A 15695-nucleotide genomic window follows, 5' to 3' on the forward strand; every position below is an offset into this window, starting at 1 on the left:
AAGCATTGAGAGACCGGCCCAGGTACTGGGGATGAACCTCATGGACCTGGGCCTGGTGGTAGGGCTGTTCATAGGGTCGGTGCTGCTGCTCGGGCTGCTGAACCTGCTGCTCCCCGTCCCGCGCCTTGTCTATTTGGTGGTGTTCCTGCTGGAGATAGGGCTCCTGTCCGTGCTGCGTCTGCTCACCAGGACCCGTCCCCCCGGATTCCTTTTAGGCTGGCTGTCCTACCGCTTCCTGCAGCCGCGGCGCATCGCCGTCGGCATCTTTCCCAAAACCTTGCAGAAAAATGAGAAAAGAAAGAACCGTTCCGTTTGAGGCCGTCATGCCGGTGCATTCCTTCGAGGGCAACAAGGTTGTTTTCAAGGATGGCCGGGTAGGGGTCGGTTTCCAGGTGGAGCCGGCGGAGATGGAAAGCTGGACCCCTCAGGATTTCACTTCCTTCAACCAGGCCCTGCTGGGAATGATGCGGCCCTTGCCGGTCAATACCATCATCCAGAAAACGGATATCTACTATGACCGCCCCTACCGGGCAGACAAAAGGGAACAGACCTACTTCGAGGGGAAAATGAACAAGCACTTCTTCGAGAGGCTGGTGCTTTTCCAGAGATCCTACCTGTTCCTGAGTTTCGCCCCCGTGGAGGGGAAGCCCGTCAGGACGAATGCCCTGAACGCCCTGGTTTCCCGGATGGGGGAATCCCTGATCAGGAACCCCTTCGAACGCGTGGCCAACACCCTGGAGCTGGCCGAGTCGGCGGCCCAGGAGTTCGCCGCAGCCCTGGCCGGGACCGGGGAGGTGCAGGTCCAGCGGCTGGGCACGGAGGCGATCAGGGACCTGTATCACCAGTACTTCAACCTCCAGTTCGATACCGTCCCAAAACGGCAGGAGCGGGAAATCTCCAACGGGGCCGGGACCCTGGCGGTGGGGGAGCACAAAGTGTCGATCCTCTCCCTGGTGGGGCAGGGAAGTGAGCAGCATCCGGCGGTGCGCAACGGCTACGGCGTCACCGCCCCGATGGTCTACCCCCTGACCGTCTCGTTGCCCTGCCCGCATGTCCTGACGCAGGCCTTCCTCCTCCAGGATACCCGGGCGGCCCTTTCAAGCCTGGACACCGACCGGAAACTGAACACCTCGCTGGCCCGGCTGGCCACGCAGGACAACCAGCTGCGGGCCTTGGAGATAGAGCAGTTCACCGCCGAGGTGCGGGCGGGCAGCAAACAGATCATCGGCCTGCACCTCTCGGTGCTCCTTTGGGAGGCGAACGATTTCCTCCGGCGGGAGAACATCGAGAAAACGACGGCCGCTTTCCGCAGCATCTTCGGCATGGAAAGCGTCGTGGAGTCCCACCTGTCCCTGCCGCTGTACTTCGGACTGCTGCCGGGCAACGCCTTCCAGATCCCGGACAGGTGGCTGGTGACCAGCGCGGACCGGGGCGTGTGCCACATGCACTGGACGGCGACCTACAGAACGGACCGGGTGGGGGAATACTTCTGCGACCGGCAGCGGAACCTGCTGCAGGTGAACTTGTTCAACACGGACCTGGATAACCAGAACGCCATCGTGATCGGCCCTTCCGGCTCCGGGAAAAGCTACACTTTCGGCTACATTGTGGTGCAGCGGCACGAGCGGCAGGCCCGGCAGATCCTCATCGACATCGGGGGCACCTACCGCAACGTGGTCCAGTCGCTGAACGGGGCGGACTTCGGGAACACCTACTTTGAGTATGACCCGGAGAACCCCATCGAGTTCAATCCCTTCCTGGTTCCCCGCTCCCCGGATGGCACCCGATGGCGCTACTCCGATGAGAAGCTGAACTTCCACCTGGCCCTGCTGGCCGTCCTGTGGAAGGGCGGCGGGGACAGTGCCCCCCTGAGCAAACCCGAGAGGGCAATCCTGAGCCGTTTCCTGATCCAGTACTACAAGTACCTCAACGGGGAAGGCGACGGAAGCCAGGGCGAAGGGGAAATGCCGGGCATGGCGGGCTTCCTGCGCTTTGTGCGGAGGTTTGACGACGACATGCGCCGCCCCGCGGAACACCCCGACGGGAAGGGGGAGATGCGGGAGCAGTACAGGAAGGACATGGCGTATTTCGACCTCCACCAGTTCTTCCTGGTGCTGGCGCAGTTCACCGAGGGCGGCCGGTACGAGAAGGTCCTCAACGCCCGGCAGGAGGTGGAGCTTTCGGAGCACCGGCTCATCTGCTTTGACCTGGCGAAGGTGAAGGCAGACCCCGACCTCTACCCGGTGGTGGCCATGCTCATCACGGAGCTGTCGCTGGACCTGTTCCGCAAGTTCCCGGACGACATCAAATACATCGCCCTGGACGAGGCGTGGGCCATGCTCTCCGGCGGGGTGATGGAGGAGTTCATCGTCTCCATGTACCGCACGATCCGGAAAACGAACGGCTCCATCACCATCATCACGCAGGGGATCGGGGAAATCGTCGAAAGCCGGATCGGCTATGCCCTGATCAACAACAGCTCGACGAAGATCATCCTGCGGCACGCCAACCCGGATTCCCTCGCCCAGTTGCAGATCCCACTGGGGCTCACGGACCACGAAATGGACCTGATCCGATCCGTCCGGTCCACGTCGGAATTCCGGGAGTTTTTCATCAAGCAGGGGTCGAAAGGGAAGGTGTACGTGCTGGAGGCGTCCCCGGAGCTGAGCGCCGTCCTGAGCTCCAAGCCGGCCGAACGGAACCATTTGAACCGGCTGGTGAAGCGCTACCAGCAGCAGCGCCGCCGGTTTGCCCGTGACCGGTACGGGAATGTCAGGATGGAAGGCGGACTGCCGGTGTTCGAAACCTATACCGAGCAGCGCCTGGACTACGCCGTGGAGCAGTTCACGGAAGACAAGCGGGCGGGCCTATTGGGGAAATGAGATGGAGACACAACTACTTTTCGTCGCCCATGGAATCAATGACGGGTTCCTGAGGGCCTGTGACGAGTCGCTGGAGACGGTGCTGGCCATCTGCCGGTTCATCACGCCCACGTTCATGAGCATTGCCCTGATCGTTTCCATCGGGCGGGGCTACCTGTCCGGCTATGGCCTGCAGATGGACCTCTCACCGGTGGTCAAGGCGCTGGCCCTCTTCCTCCTGCTCTTTTTCTACCGGGACCTGACCCATATCCTGGGGGCGGGGATAAAAGGGGTCACCCAGCTTTTTGACGGCTCGGGGAACGTGGGGGAGGCCCTGCAGAAACTGACGGCGCCACCCGGGATTGTGGCGGCGGCCCAGGCGGACACGGTGGCCCCGGCGGACGTCGTGGAGCAGGGCGGCGCCTGGTACTCCAAAATCTACCACAGCATCGCCAACTTCTCCCTCATGAACCTGATCACGGAGTTTTTCACCACGACCACCGTCCTGTTTATCCGCCAGATCGTGCTCTTCATCCGGCAGTTCGTGCTGGGCTTCCTCTACGTGGTGGGCCCGCTGGCCATCTGCCTTTCCGTGGTGCCGGCATTCTCCGGCCTGGCCGGCAAGTGGCTCCAGAACTTCATCGCGGTGCAGTTCTGGGCGCTGACCATGAACCTGCTCGATTTGATCTACACCAACTTCGCAAACCAGAACACCACCGAGGGAGGGGTGCTGGGCGGCATGGTGACCATCGGCCAGACCTACAACGATGCGCAGTTCCTGGTGATGTCCGTCGCCTTCATCATCCTGTACTGCATGGTGCCCACTTTGACGGGCTACTTCATCGGCTCCACCGCCGTGCAGTCTTTCATCGGCACCACCTTGGGGATGGCAGCAGGGGCGGCAGGGACTGTTGGTGCAGTCGTATCACCCCCAGCCACTGGAGGAGGAGTTTCGGGCGTATTGGGCAGAGCCATGGGTTTTGGCAGCACCGCAGTTCCTCCGAGTGGAGGGCTACAGGAAGGCAGGGCCTCTACATCCGGGGAGAGTGTAAACTACTCTACTCCCCAGATGCCCTCCGGAAATGCAGAACCGACTTCTGTCAGGTATAACGGGGGCTCTCCCATGGCTACAACTACATCAGGTTGGGAAGGAGGGTCTTCCGGGGAGAATGCTTCGGGGAATGACTATGGTGATGATTCCTATCTCTCTCCCACGGATGGTTCACAAGTCCCTTCCATGGGTACGGTGGACTATCCCTACCATGGTGGGGAGGGGGACTCCTTTACAGACTACTACTTCGACGGGAACTTGGATAGCGAGGAGCCTTACAGCGACCGGTACGATGAAGATTGATATTGTTGCACCTACTACAACCCAGATCAATATGAGTACAATCAAAGACTTGAACACCTCTTTCAAAACCATGCAAATTATTTCACTGGCCTGCATCGTCGGGTTTGTCGTGCTCGCACTGGGCGCGGGATACGGGTTCTACAAGGTAACCCAGAATGCGGGCCGTAGGGTGTATGTGGTGACGAACTCAGGCTCGGCTGCGGCGCTGGCGGTCGGGGCAGATGTCCGTACCCCCTTTGAGGCCAGAAACATGGTGAAGGGTTTCATGAAAACCATGTTCGGCCATGACCAATATACCTTCAAGCAGAACCTGGACGCCGCACTGCCCTTGATCGAAGGGGCCGGGGGACGTCGGATTTTCGAGAACTTCAACCGGGGGCAGGTCCTGCAGAACTACCAGCGTTACTCCGCCCGCTCCGTCCTGGACGTGGACAGCATCCACTTAGACATGAAGACGCGGCCTTTCTCAGGAAGGGTGTACACCAAACAGCGGATCTTCATCGGGGACCAGCAGAGGCAGAGCCTCCCGATGGCCGCCCGCTTCAACTTGGTGGAGACGGAACGCTCCGATGAAAACCCCTACGGCCTGCTGATCACCGATTTCGACTACATCCCCTATAACCCGCCGGTCTCCCGCGAGGAAAAAGAGTTCCTCCAGCAGCAGGAAGCGGAGCGGCAAAGGAGATTGCAGGAGGCGGCCGCCGGGGCGGGGGTCACACCGCCCGGATATGCAAACCCAACCCTTGGGGAAACCTCTGCTGCGGAACCTGGGCCTATGCCACTCCGGCAATAATTTTCACCTAACATAAACATCATGAGAAATCTTCGCTACACGTTTGCTTTCCTTTGGTGGATATGGGCGATGGGCGAGGCCCTTGCCCAGGAGGCAAGCCCGCTCCTGGATATCGCCGTCTCGGATTCCTCTACCACCTACCTCGTGTTCAATGGGCCGGTATCCCTGGTCGATGTGGGCATGGCCAACAACTACCAGGTGAAAATAGAGGCCAATGCGGTCTTCGTCCGGGCTAGGAAGAAGAACCCGGCACCGACCCCGATTCTCATCCGCCACGGTTCGAACTACTGGATGGGGCGACTGGTGTACAGCGCCAACCCTGTGTTGAAGCTGTATGACTTCAAAGGAGCCACCCTGGCATCTGGGACCACCGGCCAGGGCGCTTCAGGCAGCCTGACCGGGAACCCCCTGGCCTTAAGCGCCCCCATTAGAAGGGAGGAAGTGGAAAGAAAGCTCTCCAGACTGGGGCAGGAGAAGGAAGAGCATCGGGCAGTGGCTGTGGTCGGCAATGGCCTGGTACTGTCGCTGGCCAATGTCCGCAACGACAAAAAGTTCACCTACCTGCGCCTCAAGGTCATCAACAGGACGAACATCGATTATCTGGTGGACATCACGGACTTTCAGCTCGTGGAGAACGCCAAAGGGAAATTCCTGGGCAAAAAGAAAAACCAGGCCCGTCGCCCCCTTGCCCCGGCGGGTGGTGAGGCAAACCAGAACATCGAAGGGCGCTCCACCGGGTACCTGACCTATGCAATCCCGCTTTACGCGGCCACCAATGACGGGTACCTGGAGGTAACCCTTCGGGAGCTCCATGGGGCAAGGGTATTGGTATTGCCTATTCCCAGTAGATTGATCAATCGGGCCAAGACCATTTAAACATTCAGAAATGGAAATCATAGACGAAAACTACCATAGCGGAAACCTGGGGGAGACAACCCCCGCAAGGGATAGCCACGGTTACCATAGGAGAAAACCTTTGGAGGAAGCCCTGAGGGAACATTGGTTCCAAGTCCTGATGGGTTTGGTGGTGGTACTCTTCGCCGGCCTTTTCCTCTGGCTGCGCACGGCCCAGAGCGCGGCCCGGGAGAACATTGATCCCGTAGCCGCAGCCTCTGTCAATATTGAGCAGGCGATTCCGGAAGTGGCCATTGATAGGATCGAAAATAAAACTCCCTCCGCTATCCTGGAGGAACAAAGGAAGCTGGAATTAGAGGCCCGAAACGCTGCCCCCCAGCCAACCGGGGAGGAAGTGGCAAGTGCTTTTGTCACCGATACGTCAGGACAGGCCGCCCGGAGGCAGCTGCGGAACGGGCCGCAGGCTTTGCGGCAGAGCCGGGCGGAGGCAATGGAGGTGCGGCATTCCTCGGTAGGGCATTTCCGAACGGGTTCCCACACTGCCGGAAGTATCCCTGGCAGGGGGCGTCCGATAGCGTCAAATGATCCTCCGCAGCCTCAATATGACAGTGACGGAACCCCTTTTGAAACGAACCAGGAAATCCTGCGGATGCTCGCCGCCTCTTCTCCCCAGACGAGGCAGGTGTATGAACAGACCACCGGCAGGAGGTACCGGGAACCCGGGAAGGGCAATGTTTCCAAACCTGCACCGGCCTCCCAGACGCCTGGCTCGGATGGCTTCTACACCTACAAAGCTTCCAGCGGCCGGTTCAACCCCAGTGCAGCGGGCCACAACCCGGCAGACGGCCCTACCCCGGATGCCTTCTTCAGGTGCGTGGTTTCCGGGAAACAGAGAATCCGTAGCGGCTCCGCGGTGATCATGCGCCTGCTGGAGGATGCCGTGATATCCGGGGTGACCTTTCCCAGGAACATGGTATTCGCCGGTGTGGCCAAGGTTGAGGCGAACCGGGTCACCCTGCAGATCGACCGGCTGGGACCGACGAGGGTGAAAGCGGATATCTATGACCTCAACTACTTGCCTGGCATAATGATAGACCCTGAAAAGCGGGTCGCCAAAGAGCTGGACCAAGGGTTCGGCGATCTTCAGCGGCAGGCAAGCCAGGAGATCAGCACGGCCATAGACCGATCCGCCTCCAGCGCCAATTCAGTGCTTGGGGTAGCCGGCCGGGTGGCGGCTAACGTGGTCTCTCGGCCCAGGACGCGCCAAAGGCAGCGGGACGTGCTGCTGCCGGACGGGTATCCCGTCTTGATCACTTCGGCCGCGGCAGGCCAAATGGAGTCAGCCGGCTTGTAGTAAGGATCCAGTGTTCTAACATTAAAATTAAAAGGGATGAGAAAGCTTGTTTTAACGGTAGCGGCGGCGGGGGTATTGGTCACCCGACCCGCTAACACAGATGCCCAGTTCGTGGTGAATGACCCTATCCACATGGGGGTCCATATCGGGGAATTCGCCAAACGCCTCGCCCAGTGGTCAGAGACCGTTCAGAATTACCAGGTGATAAAGGATGCCCGCACAATAGCCGGGGTAACAAAGGACCTCACCGGGGAGGTAAAGGATCTCACCTCTGAGGGCCTTGCGCTTCAACGCCGGATCCAGGAAGACCTGAGGAAAGTGCATAGTATCGTGGACCTTCGAATTTCCAACCCTGCTGAACTGTTTGCCCGCGCCTTGGCAATGTCCGGTGGCAGCTCCGGCACGCATTACCTGCCGCACTTTTCCAAGGCCCAACGGCTGCGGATAGCCCTCCAGAACAAAAACCCGGAGGAAGACATCAAGACCATCTTTTCTGTTTTCTCCAGGACCTCCGGTGACTCGGATGCCAACGCCCGGATGAGCTCAACCGAATATGTGGAGCGTCGGGAGGAGTCGGCTGTATCAGCCTATGCCTACGAGAAAATGAACCAGAAAAAGAAAATCCAGACGGCCCTAAACTACTACAAGATTGCCGATGAGATGACGGGGCAAAGTATCGAGATGAACGCTACCCTGAAAAATCCCGGTCGGTATTCCATGACGGAAGGAGAGCGGATGGCCATGATACATGCCTCGAATGAGAACATGGTTCGGGCGATGCAGTTGCGGCAGGAGGCCGACAGGCTGATCTCGGAGAGTACCCAAAAAGGACCTGCCCACATCGCCGCCGAAAGGGTGTACACGGACCTTCTCGCCCAAAAGCAGCTGATCGATTTGGAAAGTAGAAGCAAAGCGTATTAAGATGGGGAAAGACATTCACCTGCCTCTTAACAGCAATGGGGATTGCCCTTTATTCCCGGCACTGGCCACCGGTGCGTTCTACATGGCCTCCTGGACCAGCCTTGTAGGACGCCAGTAAAAAATACAGGAACTCAGTCTCCCCACTTTCCTCACCCATAAGGCTTCACCTATTGGTTTACAGAATTATAGATAATTGGACGCAAGGGTAAGTACCGAATCCTAACTGCTCGCTTGTTTGTGGCCCTTTAGTTATTCTGAATGGGGAGAGTGGCTACTTCTTCATGCAATTGGGAAGTGGCACTTATCAACGAAATGGAACAAAGGATATAAAGAAGGGAGGTGATCAGAAATCTTAGCTAAGGGCGCATGAGAGAACTGAAGGTGACCAGTACGTGTGGAACCAGGTTTCGCTGGCCTCCACAGACAAGAAGAGGCTGCTGCTCAACCATAGTAGCTTGGATGGATTGACTGACCGCCTTTAACTTCCCTCAGATTACGATACCATTCAAGTAAGGGTCTCCTTTAAACAGTATCCTGGAGAGGAGTGCGCAGGAAAACCATTTCACGCTTAACTAAAAATAACATTGTATATAGAAGAAATGAATAGCATACCATATCAAGCAGACAGATTGAATTTTAGGGAAATGTTAGAGCCTATCATTAGCTCTGCTACCTGCTGGATGATATTATTCTTTATGGGAATCTGGATATTAATAAAGATTATAAAAAAGGACAAAAAGAGAATAGTATCAAGCATTTCAATGTATGACCCTTCTTCTCTTACATTCCTAACAACTATCCCATCTAAACCCATAGCTAAAATCGATTACTCTATTACCCCAGCAGACCCGAGATTTCAAACATTGCCTTGGGAGTATAAGGAAGCATTGTATGTAAACCGGATTAACCAATTGACCAAAAAGTGCCGGAAATTGCAGGAACAGTTGAATGCGGCTCGAATCAAGTAGGTATTTCCTCCTCTTTACCTGTAAGCGAATAAAAAAATATACTATTTTACCGTTTGCTCCATAAATGGGGTGCATATAGCCAATTTGTTGGGCCTTGCTCCAGCGGTTCATACCGCAGGGCAGGGCTTAGGGATACTATCGGTAACCGGGCAGACAATCTGCCGCCAACCCATTATCCTTTAGCCCTCTTGAACAAGACAGAGCAAAAACAGTGTGGACAAGTGCATTTCGGGCAGTGGGATAGAATCGCAGAAAGCTGTTTACCTTTAATTTCCCAAATGACAAAAAAAGGGCTACAGGAGCCCTTCGTCTGCCATGGAGAGGTACCCCCACTGGTCAGGATGATGTGATCAAGGATGGCAATATTCAGCAAGGCACCTCCTTCTTTCACCTTTTTGGTCAGCTGGATGTCGGCCGGGCTGGGCTGCCTGTTTCCTGAAGGATGGTTATGGCAAAGGATCACCCCACTCGCGCAGGCCTTTATCGTTGACACGAAGATGAGCTTTGGATCAGCTACCGTCCCCGCAATGCCTCCACTGGAGAGTTCGTATGTACCCAGTACCTGTTTGGCCCTGTTGAGAAGTAATACTTTAAAATGTTCTACGAGCTCCAGCTTCCCTGGGTCCCAGTTTTTCAGCAAGAGGTCGTAGGTGTCTTCCGAGCAGGTGATCTTCGCGCGCGGGGAGGCTTTCACTTTGGAACGATAAGTCAATCTCTCTTCGGCTACTCGGAAAGGGGCAGAGCTTCCAGGGCTTTTTTTCCATAATCGCTCTAAGGTTAAGGTGGGACATTGATTATGTTGCCCGGTCAAGCCTGCGGAACGTACTACCTTGGCGGTGAGAGGACCCTTGTCCGGGCCGGAGGCTAACTTTGCGCCAGAGGGATGTCTTACGTTATAGGTTTCTCGGAGCGAAACACCCAAATGAAATAACCCATAAACAAGATGTAATCTTATGTCTGTTCACTATATGTAAGTTAAATATTTAACATGTTAACTTGTTAATTTATATACAAAATGCAAAGCTAATATACATGGATATCAAGGATTTGGCTAGGGGATTGATATTAATGATAGTAACTGAAGTAGGACATACAAATAAACCTTTTAAAAGACCTTCATTAAGTCTTATCGGAATCCGCATCGCGCTCCAAAATTGAGAGGTTCAATGTTTGGGTACCCCATAGAAAACAGGCCGAAGTATAGTGATCTTAATTATAGCCGAAGTTTAGAAGCCATTTTCTTTCTTTAATTCTACTCCTCTTCTGACCCTTTTATTTTTCTTTTAAACTTACTTATAGCTGGGAAACGACTTATCAGGATTTATCTTAAGCTTCTAATAATGAAGTATTACTTTAATTCAAGTATTCCTTTATAAACTTTACTTCAATTAATACTTTAATTGTAAGCATACCTTTCTACCAATGAGCACCTACTAACAACATAATAAAAAATTAAGTTAAAGTAAAACTTTAAAGAAGGTTCAAGTATAGGTAACACTTTCAACACCCACTAGCTCCATCCTTAAGGGAGATAAGCCTTAGCATCGATAGGGTTGAACCACCATAAAGGACCTACAGTTCTAGTATATATGTTTGTCGAAACAATTACATGCTGTGGCAGTATGCTTTGAAAAAATCAAGGTCTACCCAGTACTAGATTTGATTTCTTTCTCTTTTACTAATCAGAGCATAAATGCAGAAGGGCTTCAATATAGTTGGTCGCCAGATAGGAACAATACAAAACTGTAAATGCGCAAAGTTTGACGCACCTATTCTAACTTACATAGTACCACAAACTCCACTTTACTGCTAATTCTAGCAAATTACTGTGGGTAGATCATAGGCTAAGAACAGGATGATGCTTGCGATGTATAAAGTAGTATCTGTAAGTAGACTTGTCAGAAAGGTGGACCCCAGAAGATTGATATCAGTAGACCCAAAGCCATATATAGACTGAGCGGATCTTACCTAAGTTTAACATAACATTCAATTATAAAACTATAAGTAATGATATGTTAATTTGGAGCCAGATTTGAATTGCGTTCCGCTGCCGCAGCTTAGAGGCTTTTTTTCATTATGCGCTCCTGATTGCCGTGGTAACCTGGAGCCGTCAGTTGAATGACTGTCGAAACTCCAGAGGTGACATTTCGGTTTTCTTTTTGAAAAGTGTACTGAATGACTGGGCATATTCAAAGCCCAAAGCATAAGCGATCTCACTCACCGATAAATTGGTAGTGGATAGTTTTTCTTTTGCTTTTTCGATCAACTTCTCGTGGATATGTTGTTGCGTGTTTTGTCCGGTATGCAGGCGCAGGAAATCGCTTAGATAGTTGGGCGACAGGTTCATGCGTTCCGCAATACGTTGCACCGTCAAAAGCCCCTGTTGCATGGCAGTATCGGTATTAAAATACTCCTCAACAAGAAGTTCAAATTTCGTAAGCAGTTGATGGTTGTGGTTTTTGCGGGTGATGAACTGTCGCTCGTAAAAGCGGTTGGAATAGTTGAGCAGCAATTCAATTTGCGATAGAATAATTTCCTGTGTGTGTTTATCGATACGCAGGCATTCTTTGTCGATCTTGCTGAGAATATCAATAAGATCGGCTTCTTCTTCGGCGGAAAGATGCAGCGCCTCGTGGACCGCATAAGAGAAGAAACCATAACTGTAAATGGTGCTTGCCAATGAATGGGTAAGCAAAAAATCCGGATGGAAGATGAGCAGATAGCCCGATCCGCATTCCATATGCTGCAGATCCAGATACTGCACCTGATTGGGTGCCGTAAAACTTAATACCCCGTTATCGTAATCGTAGTGTTGCTGACCATACCTTATTTTACCCTTGGCTTCTCTTTTTAAGGCTACGCAATAGAACCGGTTTACAAAACCTTTCCAAACCTTGTCTTCCAGGAAAACGCTTTCTGCCAGGTCAATGACACTCACCAGCGGATGGCGGGGTTCGGGCAAAGACAATAACCGGTGAAACTCTGAAACAGAATTAATGGCGTTCATTACACTACTTTAAATAACACAATCTATAAAATAACGGCTGCATTTTAAAAAAATGCAGCCGCGGAGAGATAATCAATCAATCAATCAATAAGCCCCATGCTGAACTCATCGTATGGTTTACCGGTGTCAGTACCTAACGGCACAATACCTTCCAGACTAGACAGGTCTTCTCCGCTTAGTTGAATAGCGGTGGCCGCTATATTCTGCTCCAGGTATTTTCTCCGTTTGGTGCCTGGAATGGGTACAATGTCCTTGGCCATGATCCAGGCCAATGCCAACTGGGAAGGAGTAACGTTTTTTTCCCTCGCCAAGGTCTCAATCGCTTTGACTAACTCTAAATTTTTAGGGAAGTGGGCTTCCTGAAAGCGGGGGATTGCCCGGCGGAAATCATTCTCCGGCAGATCATCCATGGTACGGATCTGCCCGGATAAAAACCCGCGGCCTAGCGGTGAGTAGGCCACGAAACCTATTCCCAGCTCATGTAAGGTTTGCAGAATGCCCCGTTCTTCCACTGTACGCTCAAACAACGAATATTCACTTTGTACTGCCGTGATCGGGTGAACCGCATGCGCTCTTTTTACCGTTTCCGAGGAAACTTCTGATAAGCCGATATAACCCACTTTCCCTTCTTTCACCAGCTCGCCCATCGCGGCAACCGTTTCTTCGATGGGCGTGTCTTTATCAAGCCGGTGCAGGTAATACAAGTCTATATAATCGGTGTTAAGGTTTTTAAGGGAACGCTCCAACGCTTTTTTTACATATTCCCTTTTGCCATTGATGGCCCAGGTTACCTTGTTGTTATCGCCTATTTCCCATCCGAATTTGGTCGCGACAATGTAACTGCTGCGGTTGCCCTTGATAGCTTTCGCGATAAGCTGCTCATTCTTTAATGGGCCATACAAGTCTGCCGTGTCTAAAAAGTTGCCGCCTAACTCAAGGGATCGGTGGATGGTGGCGAAGGCTTCCTGCTCGTCTGCCTCCCCGTACATGTTTGCTTCCTCGAAGCCGGTCATACCCATACACCCCAGACCGATACTTGGCACAAGCAAACCCTGGCTTCCCAAGGTTACTTTCTTTATTTCCATAATGCTGTTTTTCATAGGCCAAAGATCGCCAAGGTTATATTACTGGCTGTATGCAAAGCCCTGAACCTTGTAGGCAAATCAAGGGTAATGTTACATGTGGGGACGAATGAGATCTGTCAACGCCAAAGGTGAGCTGCAAGTGTCAAGGGTGGGCTGGTTCGGGGCAAGCCCTGGGAATGGCCGAGAAGGGCTTTTTAGTGCTGTTGGGTTAGCCCGTTCTGGTCAAAAAAATCCCTCCTCTTTGGTAGAAAGCTGTTGACCACTCCCAGTAAAGCTGTTCATTTGGAATCAGACGCGGTCATACATAACTGCTGTGTAAGTGCGCTTATGTTCAACCGGTACGGTACAGTCCAAGTGATTTTCCTCTGCCGGGATACTGTACTGGTAATCCGGCGGGAAAGCCGTCCCAAGCCTCTGGTCGGTGTCCGGCGTTGTTTTGCGTTGGAGGGACGCTTTTTTGCGCTGTTCGGGCAATGCAGGGTGCCCCAATGCAACGGCAACACACAGGCCAAATCACCCCAATAATCCACTAGCTCTCCTAGACACCCCCAAACACCCTGTGCGGACACCCTCAGGCACCTGTGGGCAATGCCCGGGCGAGCGTGGGATAGCGGTAGCAGGCGGCCCAGCAGGAGCAGCCGACAAAGTGACTGCCTCATAAAACGGCAGGTTCTTGGGACTTGACATAAGATTGGTTATGGAATAAAAGTAAGGTGCCGGTGATTGGCCCGTAGGCTTACCAGCAGGGGGGACGTCCCATGCTGGTGTGTAGGCCCTGGTAAGGCTATCCCTGGATTTCTGTCGTTTCCTTAGAGCCGTTTCATTACGTTATTATAGGGCTTATATAAGGGTACCCTGCCCCGATCGCCATCATATTATTGTCACCGACAACGTTTAGTATATGCAAAACCCTTGCTCCGCTGCGGCTTTGCATATACTAAACGTTGTCGGTTTATTATTTTGTTTTAAACTTTACTTCATATGGTTTAAGCGGATAACCATCAGTTGACGTAAAGCCCCGGTCCGTGAGAATAAATTCATAATCAAAAGCAGGTTTTAAATCCACCTTCAAGGTTAGTGTCTTCCTGTCTTCTGAATAGCCAGTTATACTGCTGATAGGAAAGTGCTCTTTGCCTTTTGGCCCCAAGCTAATAGAGTAACCTTTGCTCATGGGGGCGGAAAAAGTCACTACTATTTCTTTCACAGCAGCATCTACCAAGGCATCGCCGTTTGACAATGGTTCAATTTTTACTACATAAGGCTTTTTAGCTTGGAATTGATTAACCAGTTCTGCTTTATTGATTGGTTCCGGATAGTAGTGTGATTTTCTCAGGAAGTTCTCCACTGCTACTTCATCCGAGTAGTTAAGTTGAATAATATCTTTTATGGCCTGCTTTTTATTAGTGGCATGATGATAGTATGATTTACTGATAGTATATCCCATAAAATAACCCAAGTCGCCGACAGTGGTCGAACTGGCACCATTGTAAAGCCAGTTACCCGTAGCATTGGTGAACATCTCTTCTTTAAACTTTCCTTTTAATTCTTGCTCATGCGCTTTGCCGTATTGCAGGTAATTATTTTGCAGGGGCTTACCCATCACTAACTCTGTTATAAAATCGCAGGAGCCTTCAGCAACAGCCTTCGCGAGTAAATCGGTGGCTTTCCCAGTTTGTTGGGTATGGATATACTCATGGATGTTTAAGGGAATGATAGTACCCAAGCTTTGCTCTTTGAACACTCCTGCTAACCATTTGGAGGTTTCGGTGGATAAATCCGATACATCCGTTGTTGCTGTCCCGGTGGCAATTTCAGTACCAATCAGAACTTTGTTATCCTGGATGGTGCCACCGGAACGCAAGCCCCCGACAGTAAAATACATTTGGGCCTCTTTCAGGTCGGGATAAAGCTTTTTCAGTTTCTTTATGCTTTTATCGATGTCTTTGGCCTTTGTTTTTGCTGCTAACGTGTTGGGGCGTACAGAACTCCAAAACTTAGGCGATTGATTAATTAACTTGACCCACAAATCTGCCGAATAGTCTCGGGCCTTCATGAACGCCTTCAAACCTTCTGTACCTTTGCCAATGTAAAGGGTTTGAATGAAATACTTTTGTTTGACGGTATCCTGAGTAGACTTTATACTGTCGTAAGCAATCCAGAAATTATCTATATCGCTTGTAATGACTTTTTTATTCGTACCCTGGCCGATTACGTTCAGTGCGATTGCTAAAAAGAATAAGGTTGTTAAAAGTACTCTATTCATGGGTTAAATGATTTATCTGAATGGCTTACAACGTACTGGGCTCGTATGTTAGCGGCAGTTGATTAAATTAGGCAAAGGAAACGAATTAACAATAAACCAAAAACCAGATAGAAGGGATAGGGTGTACTTGGCCAGACACATATCGATGATGTCGTCGTTTAGAATCTCCACCCTTCTATCAACTTTCTTAGAGCCTGGACAGTACCTGGGTCCATTTCAACGAGACCGAATCAA

At 52.1% G+C, this 15695-nt stretch carries 12 protein-coding genes; 7 read left to right on the forward strand and 5 right to left on the reverse strand.

The window, feature by feature from the left end:
* The first annotated feature begins 40 nt into the window (after positions 1-40).
* The 4 genes from DC20_RS21655 to DC20_RS21670 all read left to right on the forward strand — a co-directional run bounded on the left by DC20_RS21655 (position 41) and on the right by DC20_RS21670 (position 5008).
* Entirely contained in the window at positions 41-316 is a 276-nt protein-coding gene (locus DC20_RS21655) for a hypothetical protein (RefSeq protein ID WP_157593445.1), read from the forward strand.
* Positions 288-2882, forward strand: a complete 2595-nt coding sequence (locus DC20_RS21660) for a VirB4 family type IV secretion system protein (protein ID WP_062546131.1) — start codon at positions 288-290, stop codon at positions 2880-2882. The genes DC20_RS21655 and DC20_RS21660 overlap by 29 nt, the downstream gene beginning before the upstream one ends.
* A 523-nt stretch (positions 2883-3405) precedes the next feature.
* Entirely contained in the window at positions 3406-4215 is an 810-nt protein-coding gene (locus tag DC20_RS22990) for a hypothetical protein (protein WP_157593447.1), read from the forward strand.
* Positions 4205-5008, forward strand: coding sequence for a hypothetical protein (locus DC20_RS21670; RefSeq protein ID WP_062546133.1), 804 nt, complete (start codon positions 4205-4207; stop codon positions 5006-5008). The genes DC20_RS22990 and DC20_RS21670 overlap by 11 nt, the downstream gene beginning before the upstream one ends.
* Positions 5009-5011: 3 nt before the next feature.
* Here DC20_RS21670 and DC20_RS23495 read toward each other — a convergent pair whose 3' ends face one another.
* Positions 5012-5284, reverse strand: a complete 273-nt coding sequence (locus DC20_RS23495; RefSeq protein ID WP_245652388.1) for a hypothetical protein — start codon at positions 5282-5284, stop codon at positions 5012-5014.
* Here DC20_RS23495 and DC20_RS21675 point away from each other — a divergent pair.
* The 3 genes from DC20_RS21675 to DC20_RS21685 all read left to right on the forward strand — a co-directional run bounded on the left by DC20_RS21675 (position 5183) and on the right by DC20_RS21685 (position 8138).
* Positions 5183-5884 carry a DUF4138 domain-containing protein gene (locus DC20_RS21675; protein ID WP_394331555.1) on the forward strand — a complete coding sequence of 234 codons (702 nt, stop codon included), beginning with the start codon at positions 5183-5185 and terminating at the stop codon, positions 5882-5884. The two genes, DC20_RS23495 and DC20_RS21675, sit on opposite strands and share 102 nt — an antisense overlap.
* A 265-nt stretch (positions 5885-6149) precedes the next feature.
* Positions 6150-7217: a conjugative transposon protein TraM gene (gene traM, locus DC20_RS21680; protein ID WP_169788225.1), complete on the forward strand. Its 1068-nt coding sequence runs from the start codon at positions 6150-6152 to the stop codon at positions 7215-7217.
* Positions 7218-7253: 36 nt separating this feature from the next.
* On the forward strand, positions 7254-8138 hold the full coding sequence (locus tag DC20_RS21685) for a hypothetical protein (protein WP_062546136.1): 885 nt from the start codon (positions 7254-7256) through the stop codon (positions 8136-8138).
* A gap of 1140 nt (positions 8139-9278) precedes the next feature.
* On the opposite strand, the gene DC20_RS21695 is transcribed toward DC20_RS21685, so the two are convergent.
* The 4 genes from DC20_RS21695 to DC20_RS21710 form a co-directional block, all read right to left on the reverse strand.
* Complete coding sequence (locus DC20_RS21695; RefSeq protein WP_316934530.1) at positions 9279-9818, reverse strand: JAB domain-containing protein; 540 nt, start codon at positions 9816-9818, stop codon at positions 9279-9281.
* Between the two features lie 1398 nt (positions 9819-11216).
* A complete protein-coding gene (locus tag DC20_RS21700; protein ID WP_062546138.1) occupies positions 11217-12113 on the reverse strand; it encodes a helix-turn-helix domain-containing protein in 897 nt (298 codons plus the stop codon).
* Positions 12114-12193: 80 nt separating this feature from the next.
* Positions 12194-13198 carry an aldo/keto reductase gene (locus DC20_RS21705; RefSeq protein ID WP_062546139.1) on the reverse strand — a complete coding sequence of 335 codons (1005 nt, stop codon included), beginning with the start codon at positions 13196-13198 and terminating at the stop codon, positions 12194-12196.
* A gap of 955 nt (positions 13199-14153) precedes the next feature.
* Complete coding sequence (locus tag DC20_RS21710; RefSeq protein ID WP_062546140.1) at positions 14154-15461, reverse strand: hypothetical protein; 1308 nt, start codon at positions 15459-15461, stop codon at positions 14154-14156.
* Positions 15462-15695: the final 234 nt, after the last annotated feature.

Source organism: Rufibacter tibetensis (assembly GCF_001310085.1).
Classification (GTDB): Bacteria; Bacteroidota; Bacteroidia; order Cytophagales; family Hymenobacteraceae; genus Nibribacter; species Nibribacter tibetensis.

What these genes read in the sequence shown, in the direction of transcription:
- DC20_RS21655 (WP_157593445.1), top strand. Translation starts at nt 41, where the DNA reads ATGGACCTGGGCCTGGTGGTAGGGCTGTTCATAGGGTCGGTGCTGCTG.
- DC20_RS21660 (WP_062546131.1), top strand. Translation starts at nt 288, where the DNA reads ATGAGAAAAGAAAGAACCGTTCCGTTTGAGGCCGTCATGCCGGTGCAT.
- DC20_RS21670 (WP_062546133.1), top strand. Translation starts at nt 4,205, where the DNA reads ATGAAGATTGATATTGTTGCACCTACTACAACCCAGATCAATATGAGT.
- DC20_RS21685 (WP_062546136.1), top strand. Translation starts at nt 7,254, where the DNA reads ATGAGAAAGCTTGTTTTAACGGTAGCGGCGGCGGGGGTATTGGTCACC.
- DC20_RS21700 (WP_062546138.1), bottom strand. Translation starts at nt 12,113, where the DNA reads ATGAACGCCATTAATTCTGTTTCAGAGTTTCACCGGTTATTGTCTTTG.
- DC20_RS21705 (WP_062546139.1), bottom strand. Translation starts at nt 13,198, where the DNA reads ATGGAAATAAAGAAAGTAACCTTGGGAAGCCAGGGTTTGCTTGTGCCA.
- DC20_RS21710 (WP_062546140.1), bottom strand. Translation starts at nt 15,461, where the DNA reads ATGAATAGAGTACTTTTAACAACCTTATTCTTTTTAGCAATCGCACTG.